At 41.1% G+C, this 26,259-nt stretch carries 29 protein-coding genes; 22 read left to right on the forward strand and 7 right to left on the reverse strand.

All coding sequences use genetic code 11. From position 1 onward, the window contains the following. The 16 genes from ACA086_RS02285 (at position 1) to ACA086_RS02360 (ending at position 12,609) form a co-directional block, all read left to right on the forward strand. Entirely contained in the window at positions 1–474 is a 474-nt protein-coding gene (locus tag ACA086_RS02285) for a polymer-forming cytoskeletal protein (protein ID WP_371001696.1), read from the forward strand. Then, positions 452–682: an AtpZ/AtpI family protein gene (locus ACA086_RS02290; protein WP_369747864.1), complete on the forward strand. Its 231-nt coding sequence runs from the start codon at positions 452–454 to the stop codon at positions 680–682. Before ACA086_RS02285 ends, ACA086_RS02290 begins: the two co-directional genes overlap by 23 nt. Next, positions 682–1,074 (forward strand): DUF6168 family protein, encoded by a 393-nt coding sequence (locus ACA086_RS02295; protein WP_371001697.1) that lies wholly within the window; start codon positions 682–684, stop codon positions 1,072–1,074. The genes ACA086_RS02290 and ACA086_RS02295 overlap by 1 nt, the downstream gene beginning before the upstream one ends. A 119-nt stretch (positions 1,075–1,193) precedes the next feature. Next, complete coding sequence (gene atpB, locus ACA086_RS02300; RefSeq protein WP_371001698.1) at positions 1,194–2,324, forward strand: F0F1 ATP synthase subunit A; 1,131 nt, start codon at positions 1,194–1,196, stop codon at positions 2,322–2,324. A 55-nt stretch (positions 2,325–2,379) separates the two neighbouring features. Beyond that, complete coding sequence (atpE, locus tag ACA086_RS02305) at positions 2,380–2,571, forward strand: ATP synthase F0 subunit C (protein WP_129606654.1); 192 nt, start codon at positions 2,380–2,382, stop codon at positions 2,569–2,571. An 83-nt stretch (positions 2,572–2,654) separates the two neighbouring features. Further along, positions 2,655–3,155 (forward strand): F0F1 ATP synthase subunit B, encoded by a 501-nt coding sequence (locus ACA086_RS02310; protein ID WP_371001699.1) that lies wholly within the window; start codon positions 2,655–2,657, stop codon positions 3,153–3,155. 5 nt (positions 3,156–3,160) lie between these two features. Continuing rightward, positions 3,161–3,700, forward strand: a complete 540-nt coding sequence (atpH, locus tag ACA086_RS02315) for an ATP synthase F1 subunit delta (RefSeq protein WP_371001700.1) — start codon at positions 3,161–3,163, stop codon at positions 3,698–3,700. A gap of 53 nt (positions 3,701–3,753) precedes the next feature. Then, positions 3,754–5,334: a F0F1 ATP synthase subunit alpha gene (gene atpA / locus ACA086_RS02320; RefSeq protein ID WP_371001701.1), complete on the forward strand. Its 1,581-nt coding sequence runs from the start codon at positions 3,754–3,756 to the stop codon at positions 5,332–5,334. Positions 5,335–5,354: 20 nt separating this feature from the next. Then, complete coding sequence (atpG, locus tag ACA086_RS02325; RefSeq protein ID WP_371001702.1) at positions 5,355–6,215, forward strand: ATP synthase F1 subunit gamma; 861 nt, start codon at positions 5,355–5,357, stop codon at positions 6,213–6,215. A 118-nt stretch (positions 6,216–6,333) separates the two neighbouring features. Continuing rightward, positions 6,334–6,852 carry a hypothetical protein gene (locus tag ACA086_RS02330; RefSeq protein ID WP_371001704.1) on the forward strand — a complete coding sequence of 173 codons (519 nt, stop codon included), beginning with the start codon at positions 6,334–6,336 and terminating at the stop codon, positions 6,850–6,852. Positions 6,853–6,907: 55 nt separating this feature from the next. After that, positions 6,908–8,374 (forward strand): lipopolysaccharide biosynthesis protein, encoded by a 1,467-nt coding sequence (locus tag ACA086_RS02335; RefSeq protein WP_371001705.1) that lies wholly within the window; start codon positions 6,908–6,910, stop codon positions 8,372–8,374. Beyond that, a complete protein-coding gene (gene dut / locus ACA086_RS02340; protein ID WP_371001706.1) occupies positions 8,364–8,798 on the forward strand; it encodes a dUTP diphosphatase in 435 nt (144 codons plus the stop codon). Before ACA086_RS02335 ends, dut begins: the two co-directional genes overlap by 11 nt. 30 nt (positions 8,799–8,828) lie before the next feature. After that, entirely contained in the window at positions 8,829–9,740 is a 912-nt protein-coding gene (locus tag ACA086_RS02345) for a tetratricopeptide repeat protein (RefSeq protein WP_371001707.1), read from the forward strand. Position 9,741: 1 nt separating this feature from the next. After that, a complete protein-coding gene (locus ACA086_RS02350; RefSeq protein WP_371001708.1) occupies positions 9,742–10,530 on the forward strand; it encodes a DUF4292 domain-containing protein in 789 nt (262 codons plus the stop codon). Position 10,531: 1 nt separating this feature from the next. Then, a complete protein-coding gene (locus ACA086_RS02355; protein WP_371001709.1) occupies positions 10,532–11,761 on the forward strand; it encodes a murein hydrolase activator EnvC in 1,230 nt (409 codons plus the stop codon). Between the two features lie 11 nt (positions 11,762–11,772). Beyond that, positions 11,773–12,609 carry an aldo/keto reductase gene (locus ACA086_RS02360; RefSeq protein WP_371001710.1) on the forward strand — a complete coding sequence of 279 codons (837 nt, stop codon included), beginning with the start codon at positions 11,773–11,775 and terminating at the stop codon, positions 12,607–12,609. A gap of 6 nt (positions 12,610–12,615) precedes the next feature. On the opposite strand, the gene ACA086_RS02365 is transcribed toward ACA086_RS02360, so the two are convergent. Together ACA086_RS02365 and ACA086_RS02370 are read right to left on the reverse strand one after the other, a co-directional pair. Beyond that, entirely contained in the window at positions 12,616–13,128 is a 513-nt protein-coding gene (locus ACA086_RS02365; RefSeq protein WP_371001711.1) for an acyl-CoA thioesterase, read from the reverse strand. A gap of 57 nt (positions 13,129–13,185) precedes the next feature. Further along, positions 13,186–14,130 carry an SPOR domain-containing protein gene (locus ACA086_RS02370; RefSeq protein WP_371001713.1) on the reverse strand — a complete coding sequence of 315 codons (945 nt, stop codon included), beginning with the start codon at positions 14,128–14,130 and terminating at the stop codon, positions 13,186–13,188. Positions 14,131–14,234: 104 nt separating this feature from the next. Between ACA086_RS02370 and dprA the strand changes: the two genes are divergently transcribed. Further along, positions 14,235–15,338, forward strand: coding sequence for a DNA-processing protein DprA (gene dprA, locus ACA086_RS02375; protein WP_371001714.1), 1,104 nt, complete (start codon positions 14,235–14,237; stop codon positions 15,336–15,338). A gap of 34 nt (positions 15,339–15,372) precedes the next feature. Here the strand turns inward: dprA and trpS are convergent, their stop codons facing one another. Next, the gene (trpS, locus tag ACA086_RS02380; protein WP_371001715.1) at positions 15,373–16,341 is read right to left on the reverse strand and encodes a tryptophan--tRNA ligase; all 969 of its coding nucleotides are present in this window, start codon (positions 16,339–16,341) and stop codon (positions 15,373–15,375) included. 72 nt (positions 16,342–16,413) lie between these two features. On the opposite strand from trpS, the gene ACA086_RS02385 reads away from it, so the two are divergent. Next, positions 16,414–17,157, forward strand: a complete 744-nt coding sequence (locus tag ACA086_RS02385; protein WP_371001716.1) for a lysophospholipid acyltransferase family protein — start codon at positions 16,414–16,416, stop codon at positions 17,155–17,157. A 90-nt stretch (positions 17,158–17,247) separates the two neighbouring features. On the opposite strand, the gene ACA086_RS02390 is transcribed toward ACA086_RS02385, so the two are convergent. The 4 genes from ACA086_RS02390 to recA form a co-directional block, all read right to left on the reverse strand. After that, positions 17,248–18,750: an outer membrane beta-barrel protein gene (locus ACA086_RS02390; RefSeq protein WP_371001717.1), complete on the reverse strand. Its 1,503-nt coding sequence runs from the start codon at positions 18,748–18,750 to the stop codon at positions 17,248–17,250. A gap of 11 nt (positions 18,751–18,761) precedes the next feature. Further along, entirely contained in the window at positions 18,762–19,292 is a 531-nt protein-coding gene (locus ACA086_RS02395) for an RNA polymerase sigma factor (RefSeq protein ID WP_371001718.1), read from the reverse strand. 40 nt (positions 19,293–19,332) lie between these two features. Next, entirely contained in the window at positions 19,333–19,752 is a 420-nt protein-coding gene (locus ACA086_RS02400) for a hypothetical protein (RefSeq protein ID WP_371001719.1), read from the reverse strand. A gap of 69 nt (positions 19,753–19,821) precedes the next feature. After that, complete coding sequence (gene recA, locus ACA086_RS02405) at positions 19,822–20,829, reverse strand: recombinase RecA (RefSeq protein ID WP_371001720.1); 1,008 nt, start codon at positions 20,827–20,829, stop codon at positions 19,822–19,824. A 271-nt stretch (positions 20,830–21,100) separates the two neighbouring features. Here recA and ACA086_RS02410 point away from each other — a divergent pair, with 271 nt between their 5' ends. The 4 genes from ACA086_RS02410 to ACA086_RS02425 all read left to right on the forward strand — a co-directional run bounded on the left by ACA086_RS02410 (position 21,101) and on the right by ACA086_RS02425 (position 26,245). Further along, positions 21,101–22,171, forward strand: coding sequence for a rhodanese-related sulfurtransferase (locus ACA086_RS02410; RefSeq protein ID WP_371001721.1), 1,071 nt, complete (start codon positions 21,101–21,103; stop codon positions 22,169–22,171). Positions 22,172–22,259: 88 nt separating this feature from the next. After that, positions 22,260–23,420, forward strand: a complete 1,161-nt coding sequence (locus tag ACA086_RS02415) for a stage 0 sporulation family protein (RefSeq protein WP_371001723.1) — start codon at positions 22,260–22,262, stop codon at positions 23,418–23,420. After that, positions 23,413–23,895 carry a gliding motility lipoprotein GldH gene (locus tag ACA086_RS02420; protein ID WP_371001724.1) on the forward strand — a complete coding sequence of 161 codons (483 nt, stop codon included), beginning with the start codon at positions 23,413–23,415 and terminating at the stop codon, positions 23,893–23,895. The genes ACA086_RS02415 and ACA086_RS02420 overlap by 8 nt, the downstream gene beginning before the upstream one ends. Positions 23,896–23,899: 4 nt before the next feature. Beyond that, positions 23,900–26,245: a penicillin-binding protein 1A gene (locus ACA086_RS02425; protein WP_371001726.1), complete on the forward strand. Its 2,346-nt coding sequence runs from the start codon at positions 23,900–23,902 to the stop codon at positions 26,243–26,245. The last annotated feature ends 14 nt before the right edge of the window (positions 26,246–26,259 follow it).

Here is a 26,259-nt window from a genome sequence, read left to right on the forward strand (position 1 = left end):
ATGTTTTCAGATAACAAAAAACCCAAAGCTATGACTGAATTAGGAGGACAACCCAACAGAATTGAAAAGCACACTAAAATTAAAGGCGATATTGTTTCAGAAGCCGATTTCAGAATTGACGGTAAGTTAAACGGAAATCTAAAGACTTCCGGAAAAGTCGTTATTGGGAAAGACGGATATATCCATGGTAAAGTGGAATGTCTCAATGCCGATATAGAAGGTAATTTCAATGGCGAATTACTGGTCTCAGAACTCCTCACTTTAAAATCTTCTGCTTTTATTGAAGGCACAGTGGCAGTGGCAAAACTTGCGGTAGAACCAGGAGCAACTTTCAACGCCTCCTGTAATATGAAGGGCAAAGGCGCATCGAATACGACTACTCCAAGTCAGCCTGCCGGCGCTACTTCTTCTACTTCTTCCGCCTACAAATCGTCAGCGGCACAAAGTAAAAATGAACCAGCAAAAGCCTCCTAAAGGAAAAAGTCCGCTTAAGAACATTGCCATTTTATCCGGAATAGGGATTGAAATGGGGGTAATTATCTATTTGGCAGCTCAGGGTGGAATATGGCTTGATGAGCATTATCAGACCGAAAAAAGAGTATTTACAGCAGTGGCCACCATTATTGGAGTGGCTATTGCCATTTATGTTGTCCTTCTTCAGTTAAAAAGAATTAAGTATTGATGAAAGCCACCCGATTATTGTTTACTTTTTTTATTCTTTTGCTTTCATCACTTCTGATTTCTCTTTGGCTGCACCTACAGGTCCAGCAATACTTATCGATTGAGAAATGGTCCGATATGTTGCTGATGTCCTATGCCTTGAATTTTATTCTGGCAGCAGCTATCTTTCTGATCCTCTATAGTTTAAGGAAAAAATTTAAAAATCAGATCGGATTCTTGTATATGGGTGGTAGCCTTTTGAAGTTCCTGATCTTTTTTATCTTCTTTTATCCTGCCTATCATGCTGACGGGCTGGTGACAAAATCTGAATTTGCCGCCTTCTTTGTTCCCTACTTATTGTGTCTGATACTTGAAACCGTTTTCACGGCCAAAATCCTTCTCAAAGAAACATAAAGGAAAGCTTCCTTAGCCCTTATCAATAGGCTGTAAAATAAACGCCCAAATGCTTTTTTCTTTTTGGGAGAATAGCTTACATTTGCACCGATTTTTAGCGACCCGCATTTTAAGGCGATATGAGAAGACTTCTTACTGTAAAAATTTTATTGTTTAGTGCCTTTTTCCTCGGTCATAGTCTAATCGCTTCCGCTAAGGAAGATGCATCAGACGGATCAAAAAAGGACATTAAAACAGAGATCAAGGAATATATTGATCACCACCTTAAAGATTCACACGATTTTTCCATTTTTTCTTATACCAAAGACAATGGGGAACATGTTTACGTAGGGATCCCATTACCCGTCATAATCTGGGATGATGGAATAAAGGTTTTTTCATCCTCTAAATTTCATCACGGGGAGACTATTGCCGAGGCCGGGGGAGAATATTACGCCCTAGAGCACGGAAAAATATACAAAACAGATGCGGAAGGGAATCTTTCCCATGACGAGGAAGGTCATATAACAAATTCGAAACCCATCGATTTTTCTATTACCAAGAACGTGGTAATGATGGTTATAACGGGCGTATTGATGCTTTGGTTGTTTTCCAGTCTGGCGCGATCCTACGCCAAAAACAATGGAGTGCCTACCGGCGCTGGCAGGTTTTTTGAGCCGATAGTGATATACATCAGAGATGATATTGCCAGACCTACTATTGGAGAAAAAAGGTATAAAAAGTATATGCCTTTCCTGTTGACTATATTCTTTTTTATCTGGTTTCTTAACATGTTCGGGCTTACGCCATTGGGAATAAACGTTACGGGGAATATCGCCATTACTTTTGGCCTTGCTTTGCTGACATTCCTGATTACGAATTTCACCGGAACCAAGGATTATTGGAAACACCTCGTAGATCCCTTAGGTGATGCGATGCCCTGGTATGGGAAAATCCCAATTTATATCATATTAGTGCCCATCGAATTGCTGGGCCTTATCATCAAACCCTTTGCACTCCTTATCCGATTGTATGCAAATATGCAAGCCGGACACATTGTACTAATGAGTCTTATCGGGTTGATGTTTATTTTTAAAAGTTGGATTGGTAGTTCGTTGTCATTTTTCCTGGCATTTGCGATTACCCTGATTGAAGTGCTGGTGGCTCTGCTGCAGGCGTATATTTTTACGATGTTATCATCTCTTTATTTTGGTTTTGCTTCAGAGGAGCACGATCACCATGAGGAAGAAGCAGAACTGGCACATTTATAAAAGACCTTCTAAGGAGGTATAAAAAATTGAATTTTAATTTTAAACTAGATAGAGTATGGAAATTCCAGTAATGGTAGGTGCAGGTTTGGTAGTAATTGGTGTTGGTATTGGTATTGGTAGAATCGGTGGTTCTGCTATGGAAGCCATTGCCCGTCAGCCAGAGGCCTACGGAAAGATTCAAACAGCGATGCTTATCGTAGCGGCGCTTATTGAAGGTATTGGTTTTGCGGCCCTTTTTGCCGTATAAACAGAAGTACTAAGGGAGAAGGCCATGACGGTTGGTCATGGCCCTCCTTAGTTTAAAATTTTAGGTATAAAGTAGATTTTAGTATGGAAAAATTGTTAAATGACTTTTCGTTCGGCTTGTTTGTATGGCAAACGTTGCTTTTCGTATTGCTGCTTTGGCTTATGTATAGATTTGCATGGAAGCCAATTCTGAATGCAATTAATGACAGAGAAGATGGGATTAAGAACGCCCTTGCTGCCGCTGAGGATGCTAAAAAAGAAATGCAGAATGTCACAGCAGATAGCGAAAAGTTATTACAGGAAGCTCGTGGCGAACGTGAGGCAATGTTGAAGGAGGCCAGGGAGATCAAGGAAAAAATGGTTTCTGATGCTAAAGAGCAGGCGAAAGTGGAAGGAGACAAGATGATTGCACAGGCCAAGGCTACCATTGACAGTGAAAAAAAGGCAGCGGTTGCTGAAATAAAGAATCAGGTAGCTGATCTTTCAGTTCAAATCGCCGAGAAGGTTCTTAAAGAAGAATTGACCAATAAAGACAAGCAGCTTAAATTGGTTGATAATATGTTAGGCGACATTAAACTTAATTAACCCTCATGAACGAAGCAAGAGCGGCGGCACGATACGCCAAGGCAATTCTGGACTTTGCGGTAGAGAAGAAAAAGACCGATATCCTGGAAAAGGATATGAGATCTATTGTTGAGACTATAGGGGGAAGCAGGGAGTTAAAGGAAATGCTCGCCAGTCCGGTGCTGAAAGGAGAGATGAAGAAAAAAGCCCTCCTGTCTGTTTTTAAAGGTTCAGATGCTATTACAGAAGGGCTGTTCGATTTGCTGCTTCAAAACAAAAGGATCAACCTTCTGAACGAGGTGGCTCTAAAATATATCATCCTCAATGAGGACCTTAAAGGGGAAGGTGTGGCTTTTGTCACAACAGCGGTGCCTTTATCCGGAGAGTTAGAGAAGAAAGTTTTGAAAGAAGTATCTAAACTTACCGGAAATAAAATTGTGGTAAAAAACAAAGTAGATAAAAGTATTGTTGGCGGATTCATCCTCAGAGTGGGGGATCTTCAGTACGATGCGAGTATCTCAAACAAATTGAATACCATAAAAAGAGAATTTACTAAAAGCATATAAATTTTAATTGCGGAGACAGGTTAAGCCCTGCTTCGTTTTATATTTTAAATCATATGGCAGGAGTTAAAGCCGCGGAAGTATCGGCAATCTTAAAGAAACAATTATCTGGCTTTGAGGCCAAAGCATCATTGGATGAAATAGGAACTGTCCTTCAGGTAGGAGACGGTATTGCACGTGTTTACGGCCTCTCCAATGCACAATACGGTGAATTGGTCGAGTTTGACGGCGGATTGGAAGGAATTGTTCTAAACCTGGAAGAAGATAACGTTGGGGTTGTATTACTGGGACCTTCAAAAGAGATTAAAGAAGGGACTACAGTTAAGAGAACTCAGAGAATTGCCTCTATAAATGTAGGAGAAGGTATCGTTGGCAGGGTAGTGGATACCCTTGGAATTCCAATCGATGGTAAAGGGCCCATTGCAGGGAAAACCTATGAGATGCCCCTTGAAAGGAAAGCTCCCGGAGTTATTTTCCGTCAGCCGGTAAATGAGCCGCTTCAGACAGGTATCAAGGCAATTGATGCTATGATTCCGATCGGCCGGGGACAGCGTGAATTAGTTATTGGAGACCGTCAAACTGGTAAAACGACCGTATGTATTGATACTATTATCAATCAGAAGGAATTTTATGATGCAGGTAACCCTGTATATTGTATCTATGTTGCTATCGGACAGAAAGCTTCAACCGTTGCCAATATTGCAAAGACACTTGAAGATAAAGGAGCTCTGGCCTACACAACTATTGTAGCCGCCAACGCCTCTGATCCTGCTCCCATGCAGGTATATGCCCCATTTGCAGGTGCAGCTATCGGAGAATATTTCAGGGATAGTGGCCGTCCGGCTTTGATTATATATGACGATTTGTCAAAACAGGCGGTGGCTTACCGGGAAGTTTCTTTGTTACTTCGACGTCCACCGGGAAGGGAAGCATATCCCGGAGACGTTTTCTATCTCCATTCAAGATTGCTTGAAAGGGCAGCAAAGGTTATTGATGATGATGCCATTGCACAAAACATGAATGATTTGCCGGAACCAATCAGGCCTATGGTCAAAGGAGGCGGATCGCTTACAGCACTACCGGTGATTGAAACACAGGCAGGTGACGTATCTGCTTATATTCCTACAAACGTGATCTCCATTACCGATGGTCAGATATTCCTCGAGCAGGATTTATTTAACCAGGGGGTAAGACCGGCGATTAACGTGGGGATATCCGTATCAAGGGTTGGTGGATCGGCCCAGATAAAGTCTATGAAAAAGGTAGCAGGAACACTAAAACTAGACCAGGCTCAATTCCGTGAATTGGAAGCTTTTGCCAAGTTCGGTTCCGATCTTGATGCGGCAACTCTAAATGTAATTGAGAAAGGGCGAAGGAACGTTGAGATCCTGAAACAGGCACAAAATGACCCCTTCACGGTAGAAGATCAGGTAGCAATCATCTTTGCGGGATCAAAGAACCTGCTAAGAGACGTGCCTGTTGAAAAGGTAAAAGATTTTGAGCAGGACTTTCTGGAATTCCTGAATGCGAAACACAGGGATACCCTCGATACTTTAAAAGCTGGTAAGTTAACGGATGAAGTTACTGAAACTTTAACTGCAGTTTGCAAAGACCTCGTGAAGAAATATAAGAGTTAAAACTCAGCAGAAGATAAAAAATGGCAAACCTAAAGGAAATACGGAATAGAATAGCGTCGGTTTCTTCAACTATGCAGATTACGAGTGCCATGAAAATGGTTTCGGCTGCCAAGTTAAAGAAAGCACAGGATGCGATTACTGCCATGCGCCCGTATGCCAATAAATTAACTGAGCTCTTGCAGAATTTAAGTGGGAGCCTGGATGCGGATTCCGGTAGTTCTTATGCGGAAGAACGCCCGGTAAATAAAGTGCTGATTGTTTCTATAACTTCCAATCGAGGCTTATGTGGCGCCTTTAATTCTAATATAATAAAGGAATGTATTTCCCTTAAAGCGAATTCTTTCAATGCTCAGGAGGTCCATTTTATGACCATTGGGAAAAAGGGAGCCGATATTCTAAAGAAGAAAAATAAGGTAGTTGCTGATCACAGCAAGGTCTATGATGATCTCACATTTGACAATATCGCACAGATCGCGGAGGAGTTAATGTCCCTCTATGTAGATGGATCTTACGACAAGATTGTTCTGGTCTACAATAAGTTTAAGAATGCAGCAACTCAGATACTAATGACAGAGCAATTTCTTCCTATTGTGGCGGAAAAATCTGATTCCGGAAATGCAGTTGACTACATTTTTGAACCTGAGAAAGAGAAAATTGTAATGGAACTCATTCCAAAATCTCTAAAAACACAGTTATATAAAGCTGTACGTGATTCCTTTGCAAGTGAGCACGGTGCCCGAATGACAGCAATGCACAAGGCAACAGATAATGCCTCAGAGCTAAGGGACCAATTAAAGCTAACCTACAACAAAGCAAGACAAGCAGCTATTACCAATGAGATCCTTGAAATTGTTGGAGGTGCAGAAGCACTGAACAATTAAAATAATTCAATTATTCCAAGACTAAACCCCGACGAAAGTTGGGGTTTGTTTTTTACAATACATCAGAATAAGTACTTTTGGCATCACTATTGAATATTATTAGGCAAAAGGCTAAATCATGAAAAAAATTCCCTTCTATACGTTTATTGTTTTATTTGGTTTGTTTGGATGCTCATCTCAGAAAAAATTGAGTTCTGATGCCCCATTTACCATAACAGGCGCAAGCTGTCAGGATTTTGCTTCTGGCAGGGAAGAAGGAGGCACAGGGTTTACCCTTGAATTTCCTTTTGAAGGAGAAGTAAGTTCAATTGATTTTCAAAAAGTTTATTTCAGAGGGCATATATTAAATCCTGAATTAAAAACCCAGGAAGGTGAAACGGTCCTGGTATGTCGTTACGAAAAAAAGAAAGACGATGAGGGAAAAGGCATCGTGATGCACGCAGACCCCAGGGAAGAAATAGGGAATCGGCCTCCTGCCATGTTAAAGGGTGATCAGGAAGACTTCCCGTTTAATTTAAATGCAGGCGAGGCAGTTATACAGTATTCATTAACAGGCAAAAAAAAGGTGAACTACTTCAAGCTTTCAGGGGTGAAGGAGAAAATGCCTGTTCAATATCCATCGCGGCCTAAAAACTAACTTTGCTGGCAGGCTTTAAATACCTAATTTTAAGCCATACCTAACACAGCCGCGCTTGAGTCTGTTTCAGAAGTTATTTAAGCAAACGTTTATTTATGGATTGGCAACTGTCTTACCCAGGATGTTGTCATTTATACTGGTTCCCCTTTATACTCAGGTAATGCCTACGGGATCCTATGGTGAGGTAACATTAATCTTTGCCTGGTTCGCCATATTTAATGTCGTCCTTGCCTACGGAATGGAAACGGCTTTTTTCCGTTTTTACAACAGTGAGAAGAACAGGACAGGAGTAATTTCCACCTCCCTGGTATCCCTCATGGGGACTACAGCTTTGTTTACCGTGTTCGCCCTCATCTTTCAGGATCGTTTAGCCTTACTTCTCAATATTGACGGGCAGTTTATCAAGTATGTTATTTTTATTCTCGCCCTTGATGCCCTTGCCATTATTCCATTTGCTTTATTACGTGCAAAACAGAATCCACAGCGATACGCAGTCATAAAAATCCTGAATGTAGCTATAAACCTCAGCCTTAATGTCTTTTTTCTCCTCATCCTTCCAGGCCTTGCAAAGGGAGGTACAGAGGGCCTGACAGGAATGCTTTATATACCCGATTTTGAAATCTCTTATATATTTATTTCCAACCTCATTGCAAGTGGTTTCACGCTCTTATTGATCTCACCATCGTACAAATTACCTTCCTTTAAGTTTGACAAGGTATTATGGTCTAAAATGGTCAGCTACGGTTTGCCGGTTATGATTGCAGGTATTGCATTTACGATTAATGAGGTATTTGACAGAATCATGCTCTCCGAACTTCTTCCTTCAGCCATAGCCAAGAGCGAGATTGGAAAATATTCGGCTTGTTATAAGATAGCCCTGTTCATGACTTTGTTTGCCACGGCTTTCCGTCTGGGAATAGAGCCCTTTTTTTTTAGTCATTCCCGTTCCGAGAACCCACAACGGGCCTATGCCCAGATCACAAATTACTTCGTGGTTCTGGGGAGTGTAATCTTGTTGGCTGTTGTGGTTTATTCTGATCTGCTGAAGGTTTTAATAGTCAGAAATTCCGATTATTGGGAAGCCATGCCTGTGGTCCCGATTATCGTCCTGGCAAGTTTTTGTCTGGGGATTTATCACAATTTATCGGTTTGGTACAAAGTAACAGACCGCACCAGATTTGGGGCGTATATATCAATTGCTGGCGCTATAATCACTATCACGATCAATTATCTGTTTATCCCTTCAATAGGCTATTACGCTTCAGCCTATGCCACCTTAGCCGCTTATGCAAGTATGATGCTTATTTCATATTATTTCGGGCGTAAATACTACCCTATTCCGTATAATTTCAGGAAGATCTGTTTTTATATGGGAATTTCAATTTTATTTTCAGCCCTTTCTTTCTATGTATTTAATGGAAACATCCTCATTGGATCACTGCTGCTTTTAGTATTTTTACTCTTGGTTTACAAGATGGAGTACGACCTGCTCAAACGAATATTTATACGAAATGAAAGTTAAGATCATAAATAAATCACATCATCCACTTCCCGAATATGAAACAGCTTCATCAGCAGGAATGGACCTTCGTGCCAACCTGACGGAGCCCGTCCGGCTAGAACCTTTGGAGAGGAAAATAATTAAAACTGGTTTGTTCCTCGAAATACCAGTGGGATTTGAAGCTCAGATCAGACCAAGAAGTGGCCTGGCTGTAAAAAAGGGGATTACGGTTCTCAATACTCCGGGAACTATAGATGCAGATTATAGGGGTGAGATTGGCGTGATTCTTGTTAATCTTTCCAATGAAGCTTTTGTAATTGAAGACGGTGAGCGAATTGCTCAAATGGTTATCGCAAGGCACGAAAGAGCCACATGGGATGAAGTTCAGGAATTAACCGAAACCAGCAGGGGCCAGGGAGGATTTGGAAGTACAGGAACTCGCTAGTCTTTATTAAAAGACGTAATCTCGATCACAATGAAATGGGTATATCTATTGAAAATGGTTTTTCTGATGGCCTTAATGGTGCCTTTCAGTAGTATTGCCCAGGAGGAAGAGAGTGCAGAGATATCATTGGACTCTAATACTGATACGTTTCAGGAACTATTTTTTGAAGCCTTAAAGCAGAAAGGAATTGAAAATTACGACAAGGCAATCAATGCACTTTTAAAGTGCAAGGAAATTCATCCCGATAGTTCTGTGATTGATCATGAACTCGCCAAGACTTACCAACTCAATAATCAGCTCGCAATAGCCCAGGAATACGCACTCTCGGCACTTAAGAACCAGGCAGAAAATTTATGGTATCTCAACACGTATATCGCAATTGTGGATTTGGGCGACTCAAACTTTAATTCCGTTATAGATCAGATTCCATTCGATAATAGTAAGCTCAAAGAGAATCTCACAGAGATATTGGTGGATAAGAAAAACTACAAGCTGGCTAAAAAAGTGTTGAAAGAACTGAAGGAAAGTCCGTTTACCGAAAACATGACCGCTCGAATAAACTATTCATCAGCTCATGAGGAGATTCCTGAAGCAACGGAGGCCAATGGACAGGAGGAAATTGACAACCCTTTAAATGCCCTGATGGAGACTCTGAAAGCCCATATGGAAAAGGAAGAATACGAAAAATTAAATACGCTTGCCACGAGTGCACTGGAGGAATATCCGTTGCAGCCCTATTTTTATTACGCCAAAGGAATGGCCCTGAACAGAACTTCAGATTTCAGGCAAGCGTCAGATTATTTAACAATGGGGCTCGACTTTATATACGAAGATGAGAATCTTACGTTTATGTTTTATAGAGAGTTAGCTACAGCATACAAGGGTTTGGGTGATGCAACTATGGCAAATATGTATCTTAGTAAAATAAAAAATGGGTCGTAAGATGATGAAGAAAATGAAATGTGCGGGACTTAAGCTTGGTTACGGGATTATACTATTTGCAATAGTCTCTTCGTGTAAATCAGCAAAAATACTATCAGATCAGACTCTTGATGCTAAATTACCGGCTAGAACCATCATTAGAAACCACTATAAAAATACAGTCGATTTTAAAACGCTTACAGGTCGACTTAAGATTGATTTTTCGGATGGATCATCCAGTCAGAGCCTTGGGGTTAGTCTCAGAATGGAGAAAGACAAGGCAATTTGGTTAAGTGCACCGCTGGGAGTGGTAAAGGCGATGATCACTCCAGACAGGGTTACCTTCTATAATAAATTGGAAAACAGTTACTTTGATGGTAGTTTTGAATACCTGAGTCGATTACTGGGAACGGAACTCGACTATAAGAAAGTGCAAAATCTATTGCTGGGGGAAGCCCTGTTCGATCTAAGGGATGATCGCTATGAGGTTAGCTTAAACACAAGCTCTTATGAATTAAAACCTGTAAAGTCAATAGACCTGTTTAAAACTCTTTTTATGATTTATCCGGGGAATTACAAACTTGCCTCACAACAAATTTCACAACCGCTGCAAAAAAGGCTGCTCGAGATCAGGTATAAGGATTATCAGCAAAAAAACAACAAAATAGTCCCAAATTCAGTGGGGATTCTGGCAATTGATAACAACCAGCGCAATGTTATTGATATCGAATACCGGAATATTGAGTTCAACACGAAAGTCAGTTTTCCCTACAAGATTCCCAATGGCTATGAAAAGATTGTTTTGAATTGATATGAACACATTCTTTGGACAAAGGCTAATACTACTTCTTGCAATATGGTTTCTATCAGGGGTGCCGGGAATAGCTCAGACTAATGAGCAAAAGGCTCTTGAGGCAAAACGGGAGCAACTTCAGAAAGAAATCACCGAAATGAATCGTTTACTCTTTGCTGAGCGAAAGCAAAGGGGAACGGTACTTGATCAATTAGAACTTCTCGATCAAAAAATCAATGTGAGGCAACAACTTATCAGGGTAACCAATCAGCAATCGAACCTGCTGAGCAGGCAGGTAAATGCCAATATCAGGAATATTGCAAAACTGAGGGAAGATCTCGATATTCTGAAAGAGGAGTATGCCAATATGATCAGAAAATCTTATCGAAATCGATCCCAGCAAAGTCGATTAATGTTCCTGCTTTCTTCTTCAAACTTCTATCAGGCATTTAAACGCCTTCAGTATCTGAAACAATACACCCGATATAGGAAAGAACAGGGAGTACAGATTGCGGAAAAAACAGATGATCTTATCACCCTTAATAATGATCTAACGAGACAGCGAAGGCAGAAGGAATCCCTTATTGCAGAAAACAAAGCGGCACGCAAGGAACTTTTTGAAGAGATCAATGAACAAAAAGGCCTGCTTAAAACCATCAGGCAAAATGAAAGCAATTACGCTGTTGCCATCAATAAGAAAAAAGCTGAGGCCAGGAAAATAGATGAACAGATTGAACGACTTATTCGCAGTGCAATTGCAGCTTCAAATAAAAAAGCAGGGAATTCAGCTTCGAGTAGCCGGTTTGTTTTAACACCTGAAGCGACCATTATTGCAAATAATTTTTCAGCGAACAAAGGCCGACTCATTTGGCCTGTAGAGAAAGGAATTAAAAGGCAGGGCTTTGGTATTTACAGCGATGCTGTCTATCCTGGAATTAAACATCAGAATAATGGGGTAATCATCGCTACTGACAAAGGAGCTAAGGCAAGGGCTGTATTTGAGGGAGAGGTTATAGCCATTATGGCTGTCCCAGGAGGAGGAAAAGGAGTGCAGGTTAAACATGGAAATTATATCAGTACCTATTACAATCTGGCCAATCTCTATGTTAAAAAAGGAGATCGGGTAAATGCCAAGGAAGAATTAGGGGAGATATATACCAATAGATTAAATGGTCTCACCCAGTTAAAATTTTATCTCTACAGAGACGCCACCCGGTTAAATCCGGAAGAATGGATCTACCAACTTTAAACAACTATAGCATGGATAAAATAACAGATCTCAAGGGAGGGTTCACTCTCCATAACGGCGTAAAAATGCCATATTTTGGGCTGGGGGTATGGCAAGCAAAAGATGGAGAAGAAGTAATTAATGCTGTTAAATGGGCTTTAAATGCAGGGTACAGGCATATAGATACCGCAGCTATCTATCAAAATGAAGAAGGAGTAGGGATCGGAATAAGGGAAAGCGGGATTCCCAGAGAGGATATATTTCTGGTAAGTAAGGTATGGAATACAGAGCAAGGATATGAGGCAACACTAAAGGCTTTTGAAAACAGTTTAAAGAGATTAAATACCGATTATTTAGACCTCTATTTGGTTCACTGGCCAGTAAGAGGGAAATATAAAGAAACCTGGAAAGCTTTAGAGACACTTTACAAAGAGAAGCGGGTACGGGCCATAGGAGTAAGTAATTTTCTCAGGCATCATCTGGAAGATTTATTGGAAGATGCTTCCATCATACCAATGGTAAACCAAATGGAATTTCACCCTTATCTGGTACAACAAGAACTGCTCGATTATTGTATAGAAAAAGGAATCCAATACGAGGCCTGGTCCCCCCTTATGCAGGGTAATATTTTTGAGTTGGAAGTATTTAAAAGCCTTGCAAGAAAATACAAAAAGACCATTGCTCAGATTGTCTTAAGATGGGATCTTCAGAAAGGTGTCATTACGATCCCCAAGTCGTCCAAAAAGGAACGAATTTTGGATAATGCTGACATTTTTGATTTCTCAATTTCTGAAGAAGATATGATTAAAATCGATGAATTAGAAAAAGGAAAGCGTTTTGGACCTGATCCTGACACTTTTGATTTTTAATGCAATTTATTCAGTAAAGAGGGCTTTGAGTTCTGTAGCATCGTGTGGTTTCATTTTGCCAGCCAGGACCAGACTGAGTTGCTTCCTTCTGAGGGCACCTTCAAATCTGATTTTCTCCAGCTCCGTTTCGGGCTCAATAGGTGGGATAGCCGTTGGCTTTCCGGTTTCATCCACAGCCACAAAAGTATAAATGGCCTCATTGGCCTTTGTTCGTTCCCCGCTAAAACGATCTTCAATCCAAACATCAATATACACTTCCATGGATGTGCGGAATGTCCTTGAAATGGCAGCTTCAAGAGTAACAACACTGCCCAGGGGTACAGATCGGTTAAAGGCTACGTGATTCACAGAAGCTGTTACCGTTATTCTCCTGCTATGGCGCCTTGCAGAAATACTTGCAGCACGATCCATTCTGGCCAATAACTCGCCACCAAATAGATTGTTAAGTGGATTTGTTTCACTGGGAAGAACCAGATCGGTCATTACAGTTCTTGAATCACTGGGAGTTTTAGGCTTCATACATCAAATTTTGGCAAAGATACAAGCTATTGAAGGGCTTGAAAATAGGAAAGCTGATTATTTAACAGATAGAAGCCAGGCATCCTTGGATTCTGTTAGTCTAATCTGTTTTAAAGCCTCCAGGGCTTCTTTAGGATCGGCATAACTCGCAAATGCAACCTGATACAAACCAAATTTATTCTGTCCCACATAAAAAGAATTATACCCTTTGTTTTGGAGTTGCTTTATCTTTTTATTGGCGTTGCTTCTTTCTCTGAAGGCGCCTGCGATTATGTGGTGGCTTTTTCTGGTATTCTTTTTTACCTCAATCTTAAAAACAGGTAATTCCAGTGGTTTGGTATCAAAGAAAGTCGCTTCCTGAATACTATTGGCAATAATTTCCTGCGCTTTCTGCTGGGAAACGAGTTCATTGGAAAGGGCCTGGTTGTACGTTCTGTACCCCGTAAATCCGGCAGAAATAGCCAAAAGAACGATGGCCGCATATTTTAGTAGTGGCCTGAAATTACTTTTTTCTCTTGTTTCAGGCGTGATGATAAAAGGGACTTTCTCCTCAATTTCTTCTATCTCTTCTTTTAATTGCTCTCTGAGAACAGGTTTAGACACAAAAGAGCTCAAGCCAAAGGATGATGTAAGAAAATTGGTTTGTTTTGTGGGTTGGAAAATCAATTTACCTTCCCTGGTGGGCTTAAAGGTGCCTATATTGTCAAAAACGAGTGATTCACCATTTTCCAATTGCTCTTTCCACTGTTCAACATTCTTGGCTAATTTCTGTTGGACTTCTTCAAAGGATAACTTTTCAGCTTCTGCCATATAGGAGATGAGCAGGCCATCATTGGATTGGAGCTGACGGTTAAAAGACAGCACCTTGGAAGGAGGGTAAAATGTGTGGACCGACTTGTCAATAAAGGCCGATTTAACATGGGTTAAAAAGGCACCAAATTCTGGTACTACCACGCAATTATAACGGTAAAGAAGCTCTTCTATGTAAGCTGTTGTACTCATCAACACAAAGATGAAAAAAAATAGGGCGGCTACAAAATGGCGGATAACTTTTTATTAACATTACTTTTTCACTATTTTGTACATGAAGATATTTGTGCCGTAAGATGATGAAGGAGGATATAATTTCTGTTCTAAGACTGCAATCTATTCCCAACATAGGGGAAATTTCCGCCAGGAAACTCATTAGTCATTGCGGTAGCGCCGAAGAGGTTTTCAGGGAAAAGAAAAGTCTTTTACACCATATTGATGGTATTGGCACCAAAGTCACCCATGAGTTATTCGATCATAAATACCTTTTAGCGGCAGAGAGGGAATATCGCTTTATAGAGGACCAAAATATACAAACCCATTACTTCAAAGAAACCACCTTCCCTAAATATCTCAGGCACTGCCCGGATGCTCCTCTTCTACTTTTTTCAAGAGGGTCAATTCATTTAGAAAATCAGAAGATTATTAGTATAGTCGGCACTCGTAATATGACCACGGCCGGTAGGACATTCTGCGAACATTTTATGGAAGAACTAAGGCCATTTAATCCAGTAATTGTAAGTGGCTTTGCTTATGGGGTAGATATCTGCATTCAAAATGCTGCCGTAGAATTCGGATTGCAGACCATAGGGTGCCTAGCGCATGGACTTAATCAGATGTACCCCAGGGCACATAAAAGGTATTGCGCTGAAGTAGAAAAAAATGGCGGCTTTTTTACCGAGTTCTGGAGTACCAGCAAACCGGAAAGAGTTAATTTTCTAAAGAGAAATCGAATTATTGCGGGGATTAGTCAGGCAACCATCGTTATAGAATCAGCACATAAAGGAGGCAGCCTGGTAACGGCTGATATAGCGAATAGTTATAACCGCGATGTATTTGCCGTTCCGGGGAGACCTGGAGATATTTACAGTGAAGGCACAAATAATCTGATTAAAAGACAAAATGCTCATCTGCTTACGTCGGCAGCTGATTTGGTCTACCACCTCAATTGGGACATAGAGGAGAGAGATAATTCGGCTATTCAAACAAAACTTTTTGTCGATTTAAACCCCGTGGAACAGTCTATTTACAATCAATTACAATTGGGGGGTAGGCAATTGTTGGATGATATTGCCATGAAAAGTAAAATACCTGTTTATAATACTGCCTCAGCTTTATTGGCAATGGAACTAAAAGGAGTTGTACGTCCGCTTCCGGGAAATTGTTTTGAAGCTATTTAAAAGTCACCGACTCATGAGCCGGAAAGTCATTTAATCAATATCCAAGTTTATTACGGACGCGGCTTAAGACTTCTTCAGCAACATGCCCCGCTTTTTTTGCTCCCAAACTCAACAACTGGTCAATTTCCGATTGGTTTTCCATGTAATAATTGAATTTTTTCCTGGGCTCTTCAAATCTGGAGACTATACATTCATATAGCTCCTGTTTTGCATGACCATAACCATAATTCCCTTTCGTATAATTTTCCCGCATTCTTGTGACATCGGCTTTTGGGGCCAGAAGAGCATAGAGAGCAAAAACATTATCACTTTCGGGATCCTTAGGATCTTCCAGAGGAGTACTATCTGTCTTTATCCCCATGATCTGCTTTCGAAGCTGTTTGTCTGGCAGGAAAATGTTGATGAGGTTTCCTTTACTTTTACTCATTTTTTCTCCATCTGTCCCCGGGATATACATGGTTTCTTCCTGCACCTGAGCTTCGGGAAGTACAAAAGTATCCCCTAGTTGAGCGTGAAACCGCGAAGCAACATCACGGGTCATTTCCAGATGCTGCAGCTGATCTTTTCCCACAGGAACTATATGGGCATCATATAGCAGAATATCTGCAGCCATAAGCATGGGGTAAGTAAACAGTCCCGCATTCACATCTTCCAGTCTGTCAGCCTTATCTTTAAAAGAATGGGCCAGCGTTAGCCGCTGATATGGAAAGAAACAACTGAGATACCAGGCCAATTCTGTGACTTGGGGCACATCACTCTGACGATAAAAAACAGTTTTATTGACATCCAGGCCGAAGGCAAGCCAGGCAGCAGCAGTCGCATAGGTATTATTCCTGAGCTCTTCTCCATTTTTGATCTGGGTCAGCGAATGCATGTCAGCAATGAAGAGAAAGGATTCATTCTTCGGATTTTCTGCCATATTTATGGCAGGAATGATCGCCCCAAGGATATTCCCGAGATGCGGAGTACCTGTACTTTGTATACCTGTCAAGATTCTTGCCATCCGCTGAACTTTAAAGAATGACAAAAGTAAAAGAAATACTAAAACCCTGCTAAAATTGTTATTTTTGATTTTATGTTGAGGCTTTTAAAAAAAGCAGGCCAGCTTTTGTATCGCATTTGGTTTTACATTTTGGTGGCCATCCCAATCATTGTATTCTCCCCCCTCCTGATTTTATTGTCCATCTCTGAAAAGACCTATCCCCAGTTTTTCTGGTTAGCCCGAAATATCTGGGCAACAATAATATTGTACGGCATGGGGTGCATCCCCAAAATTAAATATGAGGAAAAGCTTGTAAAAGGGAAGAGTTATATGTTGGTGGCCAACCACACCAGTATGCTCGATATTATGTTAATGCTTAGGGTGAGCAGGAATCCTTTTGTCTTTGTGGGAAAGAAGGAACTGGTAAAGATTCCGATTTTCGGGTTTTTTTACAAACGTGTCTGTATCATGGTCGATCGTGAGGATAGCAAGAGTAGAATGGGGGTATATCGCAGGGCACAACGCAGACTCAATCAGGGCCTGAGTATCTGTATTTTCCCGGAAGGAGGCGTACCGCCTGAAGAGATCGTTTTGGATGAATTTAAGGACGGGGCCTTTAAAATGGGAATTGCTCACAATATACCGATCGTTCCAATCATATTTTTTGATGCAAAAAGGCGTTTTCCTTTCACTATTTACAGGGGGGGTCCAGGATGGCTTAGAGTAAAAGTATTTCCTTTTATTAAAACTGATGCGATGGTTGAAAAGCAAAAAGGAGAGCTAAGAGATAACGTAAGAAAACTTATGTTAGACCAACTCATGGCGGCAGCTGAATAAAAAATACCAAATAGTATAAAAAAAACATCCTGTTTTGTGCAGGGTGCTGAAGCGGCCACTGCGGATACAGTAACCAACCTAACCAACTTCTTAAAACCTGAAATTCAGGCCTGAATAAACCCCCATACTAAATGGCTGAAAATTTCCTGATGTTTCGGAAAATGTATTGAGCTGATATTTAAACATGGGTTCGAGGTTTAATTGTAATTTATCATTAAAGCGATAAGATACACCAACGCCAAAATTCGTACTGAGATTAAGATCGTTGAGGTTATTTGCCTCCCCCATTTCGGTTAAGATACCATCAGCCTCCAGTGTAACGCTGTTATTGACCAGAAAAAGAGAACTTAGGCCGCCAATGAGATTGAGTCCGAATTTGTTATCGAGAATTTCATATGACAACTCGAGTGGCACTTCTAAATAACCAAATTCCTGAACCATTTTTCCGTTCAGGGCTGGATCAGGGCCAGCGACATCCTCTGCATTTTCAGTCGGAAGTTTACCACTTCTGGTATTGCTTCGAACAACCAGATTTCTACTACTCAGGGAATAATCTATATTGTTAATTATTCCGTTGGTATTCGCATTGAGGGAGGATGAAAACGTTACATCCTTGGTGTCATAACCAAAATCGACTTTGTGTATGCCCGATCTTATTTTGATCTTCTTTCCCAATTCATAAGAAACATTCAGGCCATAACTCATATTTACATTACCCGATTTCGCATTATCCCTAAAACTGGAATGAATGGGGGATCCCTGGGCCAATGAACTAAAGAAAACAGGGGCAATTCTGGGGCCGAATTCCCATCTGTTTTCCGATATGTCCTCTGTAATCTCTTCCTCTTGCTGCGCAATGGCCTCTAAAATAGATTGTTTTTTGTCCTCATTTAACTCTTCTGCCTTTACTTCATCTTTTTCCTTCTCGCCCCCAGTATTGCTGACAAATGAATCTTTTTCCTGACCTTGCAACTCCCCTTTTTTAACACCTGAGATCTCCGTAGCCTGATCTTCGTTGGATTGATAAGTGTCAGGATCATCGGAAACCACTACACTTTCAGACCCCATTAACTCTTTTTCCTTTTGTGTTTTTGCAATAAGCGTAGAATTGTTCTTTCTAATAGCAGATAATTCGCGCTTTTCATTTGCCCTGGAACTATTATTGATGTCAATACCTTGCATTACGCCTTTGCCTTGAGAATCAGCTTGCTGTTTAGTAGTTTCACCAGTACTTTTATCAGATGATACAACGATGGCTTTATCAGGATTATCAAAGTTGTCCGATCCTGTTAATTCAGTGTCAGATGAACTATTTGATTCGGGCTCTGCTTCCTGTGCCCTGATATTCGATTCAGTATTGGTAATCACCTCTTCGGCATCTGGCTCTGAATCAGTACCCGGCAGGAACACAAACAAGGCAACGATCAATAATGCCGCGGCGCCTCCTAATTGCCACCAGATAGGAAGAATCCTTCGTTTCTTTTGTTTACTATCCAGGGAAGCGGAAATATTTTCCCATACCACTTCTTCAGGAATCTGACTGTAGTCCTGAAGTTTTTCCCTGAATACCTTTTCTATATTTTTCTTTTTCATGTGCCCGGGTATTAAGCAATATTGATATTTTCTTTCTTTAATTTCTCTTTCAGGATCATTTTAGCCCTTGATAAATTTGATTTGGAAGTGCCTGTAGAAGTCCCTAAAAGTTCACTGATCTCTTTGTGCGTATATCCATCTAAAACGTAGAGGTTGAATGTTAGCCTGTATTTGTTGGGCAATTCCTGCACGTATTGGAGGAGGGTTGAGAGTTGAACATCCGGATAGTCATAATCGAGATCCTCTTCTTCGCTCAGATTGTCTGAGACCACGTTCATATACTGAGCCTTGCGATATTTCTGGAGTACCGTATTCACGGTAATCCTCTTTAACCAACCTTCAAAAGATCCCTTAAACTTAAATTGGTCTATTTTATCGTAGATCGTCAGAAAACTATCATGAAGGTTGTCTTCTGCTTCAGTTTTATTCCTTGAATACTTCAAACATAGTCCGTATAAGACACTGGAATACTTCCGGTAAAGCTGTTCTTGTGCCTTCCTGTCTCCTTTTTTACATTGATTTATGAGCTTCTTTAAACTCAAAATGCTGGTTAGATTTAGATCTTCAATTCCCAGAAAACCATTAATTCACGGGCACTTCTATCTCAAGGTACTGTTGTTCGCCATTCTCATTCTCTCCACTCCAGAACCTGAATAAATAGGTATCATCGTAAAGACAAATAAAATTGAAAGTAGCTTCAAGCTCTTCAATTGCCTGAGTACAGGGATCCTCATAGAATTCCGTACCAATGGCTACTACATTACGGGTGGTGGTCGCTTCTTTTGTGATGTCAAATCCTTCAAAAAAAACACATCCACTTGGCCGCAGATACCTTACCCTGATCTCGTAAGTTTCATTCAGTTCAAAAGATTGAGGAAGATCAGCACTTACTATTTGGAGAGGGATAAAATTAAAATTGACGCTGTCATCTTCAAGTTTACAGGACTGGAAGACTAAGGCAAGGAAAAAAAGAATCAGAAATGTGAATTTCTTATAGCTCATCTCAACACAAGTTTTTCTTTAAGATGAAAATAAGTAAGAAGGGTTGCTTTATGCAGCTAATGAAGGTGTTTATACCTTAATTGCGGTTATCGCATCTTTGATCTTAACTTCTAGCTCCTCCAGCAATTCAGGATTGTCTAGTAGAAGAGTCTTAACTGCATCTCTACCCTGTCCGAGCTTTGTATCACCATAACTGAACCAGGAACCACTTTTCTTTATGATTTCAAATTCAACTCCCAGATCGAGGATTTCTCCCACTTTTGAAATCCCTTCCCCGTACATAATATCGAATTCGGCAGTTTTAAAAGGTGGAGCTACTTTATTTTTTACCACTTTTACTCTTGTTTTATTTCCCTGTACGTTGCCATCAGTGTCTTTTATCTGAGTGGATCTCCTGATATCGAGACGCACAGAAGCATAAAATTTGAGGGCATTACCTCCGGTGGTCGTTTCCGGGTTTCCGAACATTACGCCTATTTTTTCGCGCAACTGGTTGATAAATACCACGGTACAATGGGTTTTACTGATGGAGGCCGTAAGCTTCCTCAGTGCCTGCGACATCAGTCGGGCATGTAATCCCATTTTTGAGTCGCCCATTTCCCCTTCAATTTCACTTTTTGGTGTCAGGGCAGCGACAGAATCAATAATCACTATATCAATAGCCCCAGAACGGATAAGATTATCGGCTATTTCAAGGGCTTGCTCTCCGTGATCTGGTTGTGAAATAATCAGATTATCAATATCAACTCCTAACTTCTGAGCGTAAAACCTGTCAAACGCATGTTCTGCATCAATAAAGGCAGCGATACCTCCGTTTTTCTGGGCTTCAGCAATGGCGTGAAGGGTAAGGGTAGTTTTTCCAGAAGATTCAGGACCATAGATTTCTATTACTCTTCCCCGGGGATATCCTCCCACCCCTAGGGCAATGTCGAGACCGAGAGAACCCGAAGGTATAACTTCAACATCGGCAACCACAGTATCTCCCATCTTCATTACCGCCCCTTTTCCATAGGTTTTATCTAACTTATCCAGGGTTAATTTCAGGGCTTTCAACTTCGCTTCTTTCTCACTACTCATGTCTTCTCTTTCTTTATATTTTAAGGAAGACTAAAATACCACTTCTTTTTGCATATCACAATCACAAAAGCAACCTTTTTATTATTTCGTCATCTTGTCTAAAAACATTTCTATTTGTTGTTCACTTTACTGGTATTATCCTCTATGGAAAAGAAAATTTCCTTAAAGTGATCCCTAAGGGCCTTGATTTTCAGGGCCCTTTTTGTTTGATGGGCGGTGAAAAATTGTATTTTTGCTTTTTAATTTTCATTCAACTTAATCGCGGTATAGCATGCAACTGTACAATACATTAAGTGCGAAAGAAAGGGAAGTACTCATTGAACAGGCCGGGAAAGAGCGGCTTACCATCTCCTTTTACCGATACGCACACATAGGGAATCCCCACATTTTCAGAAACCATATGTTCCTCGCCTGGGATGCACTTGAAGTGCTGGGCCGGATTTATGTTGCCCATGAGGGGATCAATGCCCAACTCTCCGTTCCGGCAGAAAATTTTCAAGCTTTTAAAGCTCATTTAGACAGTATAAGTTTTCTGCAAAACGTCCGAATAAATATCGCCATTGAGCAGGACAATAAATCCTTCCTTAAGTTGAAAGTGAAGGTGCGAAAAAAGATTGTTGCAGACGGACTCAATGACGCCACTTTTGATGTAACTGACAAAGGCATACACGTTGGCGCTGAACTTTTTAATGAACTCATTGAAGATCCGGATACTCTATTGGTGGATATGAGAAATCATTACGAGAGTGAGATCGGTCATTTTAAGAATGCCATCACTCCGGATGTAGACACTTTCAGGGACTCCCTCGATATCATCGAGCAGGAGTTATCCGAGTTTAAAGAAGAGAAAAAACTGGTGATGTATTGTACCGGCGGGATACGTTGTGAGAAGGCCAGTGCATATTACAAACACAAGGGATTTAAGAATGTCTATCAACTGGAGGGCGGAATAATTGATTATGCCCGACAGGTAGAAGCAAAAGGTCTGGAGAACAAGTTTTTAGGAAAGAACTTTGTATTTGACCATCGAAGGGGTGAGCGAATTACAGAGGATGTTATTGCCCAATGTCATCAATGTGGTAAACCTTGTGACACCCATGTTAATTGCGCCAATGAAGCCTGCCACTTATTGTTTATACAATGTGATTCTTGTGCTGAGAAAATGGATCAGTGTTGTTCTTCAGAATGCAAAGAAATTTATGCCTTACCAGAGGAAGAACAGAAAAAACTCAGGAAAGGAATGACTGTTAGCAATAAGATTTTTAAAAAGGGACGATCGGAGGCCTTACTATATAAAAAGAGCCCTGAAGCAACCGTTAAACCCATTTTTACTTCACGTTAAAAAAGTAGTATCTTTACCTGTAAGAATTAATTACGAACGCTTTTTGGACTGAGCTTTACGGCTTTTCTCCAAATCAAGATAAAAAATTATGGGTTGTAGCAGTTGTTCAACCGGAAAGGATGGACAACCTAGGGGATGCAAGAACAATGGTACTTGCGGTACAGATGGTTGTAATAAATTAACGGTTTTTGACTGGCTTTCAAACATGTCACTTCCCAATGGTGAGAGGCCTTTTGATTGTGTTGAAGTCAGGTTTAAAAATAGCAGAAAGGAATTCTACAGAGTGCCTGAAGATATATCACTTTCTATAGGAGATATAATCGCAACACAGGCGAAATCCGGACATGACGTCGGGATGGTAACCCTGGCCGGGGAACTGGTTCGGGTACAAATGAAAAAGAAAAAGGTAGCGAATGACGATCAACTTCCAAAAGTCTACCGAAAAGCCACCCAGAAAGATATAGACAAATGGCAGAAATGCCGGGATAAAGAAGATGAGATCAAAAAGAGATCTCGTGAGATGGCTATTTTACTCCGACTACAAATGAAGATTTCAGATGTGGAATTTCAGGGAGATGGGTCTAAGGCTACTTTCTATTATACCGCAGATGAGCGCGTGGATTTCAGACAATTGATCAAGGATATGGCGAAAGCGTTCGGGATCAGAATTGAAATGAAACAGATTGGATACAGGCAAGAGGCCCAGCGTCTTGGAGGCATAGGATCCTGCGGCAGAGAATTGTGTTGCTCCACCTGGTTGACGGATTTCAGATCGGTAAGCACTTCTTCAGCGCGTTATCAGCAACTCTCTCTGAATCCTCAGAAACTTGCCGGCCAGTGTGGTAAATTAAAATGTTGTCTGAATTACGAACTGGATATGTATCTGGAGGCTTTGAAGGATTTTCCATCACAGGACAGCAAGCTACACACTGAAAAAGGGCTAGCGTTTTGCCAGAAAACGGATATCTTTAAAGGACTGCTGTGGTTCTCGTATAAGGACGACCCTTCCCATTGGCATACACTTACAAAAGAACAGGTACAGGAGATCATTGAGAAGAATAAGAAGAAAGAAAAAGTAGCCAGCCTTGAGTTGTACGCTTCAGATAATCTGGAAAAGGAAACACCACTTTTTGAAAATACCGTAGGTCAGGATAGCCTTACCCGTTTTGACCGCCCCAGGAATAAGAATAGGAGAAAGAAGAACAAAAAGAGGAGAAAACCGGCAAAATCTTCACAAAAAAATGGGTAGATCATACTGGATTCTTTTGCTGACTGGATTCCTGCTATCTGGCTGTGGGAATGGCCCGCTATATTCAGATTTTCAGTCGCTCGAAAACGGAGTGTGGAACAAGGACAGTATCATAGAGTTTGAAACTCCTGAGTTGCAATCCGATAAGATATACCAGATGTATATTAATATCAGAAATGACAATACCTATCCTTACAGTAATCTGTATCTTATTACTCAACTCGAATATCCCGGAGGGGAAACTTATATTGATACTTTAGAGTACACCATGGCAGAGGCCGACGGCACCTGGTTGGGAAAAGGGTATGGCAGTATCAAAGAAAACAAACTTTGGTATAAGGAAAACATCAATTTTCCCGTTACAGGCGTATATACTATACGAATCGAACAGGCAATGAGAAAAAATGGTAGTGTGGAAGGAATTGGTGAACTGATGGGAATTACAGATGTAGGCCTGGAAATAGAAAGTAATTAATCTGATGGCAAAGACCCGAAAAAAATCTGATAAAACCTCATTTGTTCCTTTTATAAAATGGTTCTGGATTCTGTTTTTCAGCGGTGTCCTGGCTATATTTCTTGTTTTCCTTCTCGCTGCATGGGGTGCTTTTGGTGAAATGCCAACATTTGAAAGACTCGAAAATCCCCAAACCAATCTGGCCACAGAAATCATTTCATCCGATGGGGCAACTCTGGGAAAATTTTACCTCGATGACAACAGGACCCCGGTGGCTTATGAAGACTTGCCGCGGAACCTGGTCAATGCGCTGGTAGCGACTGAGGATGCAAGATATTATGAACATTCAGGAATTGATGGGATTGGATTCCTGAGAGCGGTCGCCTTTCTTGGACAGCGTGGAGGGGCTAGTACTATTTCCCAGCAATTGGCGCGACAACTTTTTGTAGGAGTTCGGTCAAAAAACCTGTTTCAGGCGGTGACGCAAAAGATTAAGGAATGGGTTATCGCAACCCGACTGGAGCGGAACTATACCAAGCAGGAGATCATAGCGATGTATATGAACATCTATGATTTTGGTTACAATGCAGACGGAATTCGCTCTGCATCCCGCATATATTTCGGAAAGGAACCCGGGGATTTAAAAACGGAAGAATCTGCTGTGCTTGTCGGGATGTTGAAAAATTCTTCGCTTTACAACCCCATCAGAAGGGAAGAACTAGTTCTGGGCCGCAGAAATACGGTACTTTCCCAAATGGAGAAATACGGTTATATCACCGAAGATGAGAAGGATTCTTTACAGCAATTAAAAATGGACATCAATTTCAGTCCGGAGTCACACCGCGAAGGTCTGGCTACATACTTCAGAATGTATCTGCAGGGATATCTTAACGGCTGGATCAAGAAAAACCCAAAACCTGTTACTCAGGAAGGCGAGCGGGATACCTGGAATATTTACCTCGATGGATTAAAGGTCTACACTACAATAGATTCCAGGATGCAAAAGAATGCCGAAGAGGCCGTTTCTGAGCACATGAAAAACCTTCAGGCAGAGTTTTTTAACCAGAACACTCCGAAACGTAACCCCACAACGCCATTTCTCGATTTAGAGAGGCAGGAGATCAATCGTATAATGGAGCGGGCAATGAAGAATTCTGACCGATGGAAAAAAATGAAGGCTGCAGGAAAGACTGAGGAAGAGATAAGGCAATCCTTTAATGAGAAAACGGAAATGACTGTTTTCGACTGGAATAGTGAGACTCAGGAAAAGGATACGGTATTGACCCCTTTGGATTCCATCCGGTACTACAAGACCATCTTAAGAACTGCCATGATGTCTATGGAGCCACAAACGGGACACGTAAAGGCGTGGGTAGGAGGAATCAATTACAAGCACTTCCAGTACGATAACGTAATACAGGGAGCAAGGCAGGCAGGTTCAACTTTCAAGCCTTTTGTATATGCAGCTGCCATTGACCAACTGCGAATGTCACCCTGTGACGAATTACCTGATAGTCAGTACTGCATCGAAGCGGGAAAACACGGCAACCCGGAACCCTGGTGCCCGAATAATTCTGACGGGAGATACTCCGGAGACATGTTTACCCTAAAGCACTCCCTCGCGAATTCTGTAAATTCAGTTACTGCACAATTAATTGATCAGGTAGGTCCAAAACCGGTAGTCTCTATTGTACGCAATCTTGGACTTACCCGCGAGATTCCGGAAGTTCCCTCAATTGCACTGGGTACTCCTGATTTTAATGTGTATGAAATGGTAGGAGCTTATGGAACTTTTGCCAATCAGGGAGTTTATGTAAAGCCGGTAATGGTTACACGAATAGAGGATAAAAATGGAACAGTACTTTATGAATACGTCCCTGAAACCAAGGATGTATTGAGCAAGGAAGTTTCCTATGCCATGATCAACCTTCTTGAAGGGGTCACTGAAGGTGGTTCGGGAACACGATTAAGACATAGTTTTGCCAAGGACCAGGACGTCTACAAGGAGATCATTACGGGCTACCCATATGAGTTTACAAATCCCATTGCCGGGAAAACAGGTACTACTCAGAATCATAGTGATGGCTGGTTTATGGGGATGGTACCCAACCTTGTTACCGGTGTTTGGGTCGGAGGTGAAGAACGTGCTACCCATTTTAAAACCATCTACTACGGACAAGGAGCTTCCATGGCCCTCCCGATATGGGGATTGTATATGAAAAAGAACTACGCAAATCCCGATTTAGGGGTGTCTAAGGAAGAGTTCACAGCCCCTGAAAACATGTCAATCAATCTGGATTGTACCAAGACTGTTGAAACTGAACAGGAAACAGATGACCTGGAAGATGATCTGGGGGATCTCGATTTTTAAGCTACTATCGTAAA

Source organism: Muriicola sp. E247 (genome assembly GCF_041358175.1).
In the GTDB taxonomy this organism is placed as follows: domain Bacteria; phylum Bacteroidota; class Bacteroidia; order Flavobacteriales; family Flavobacteriaceae; genus Muriicola.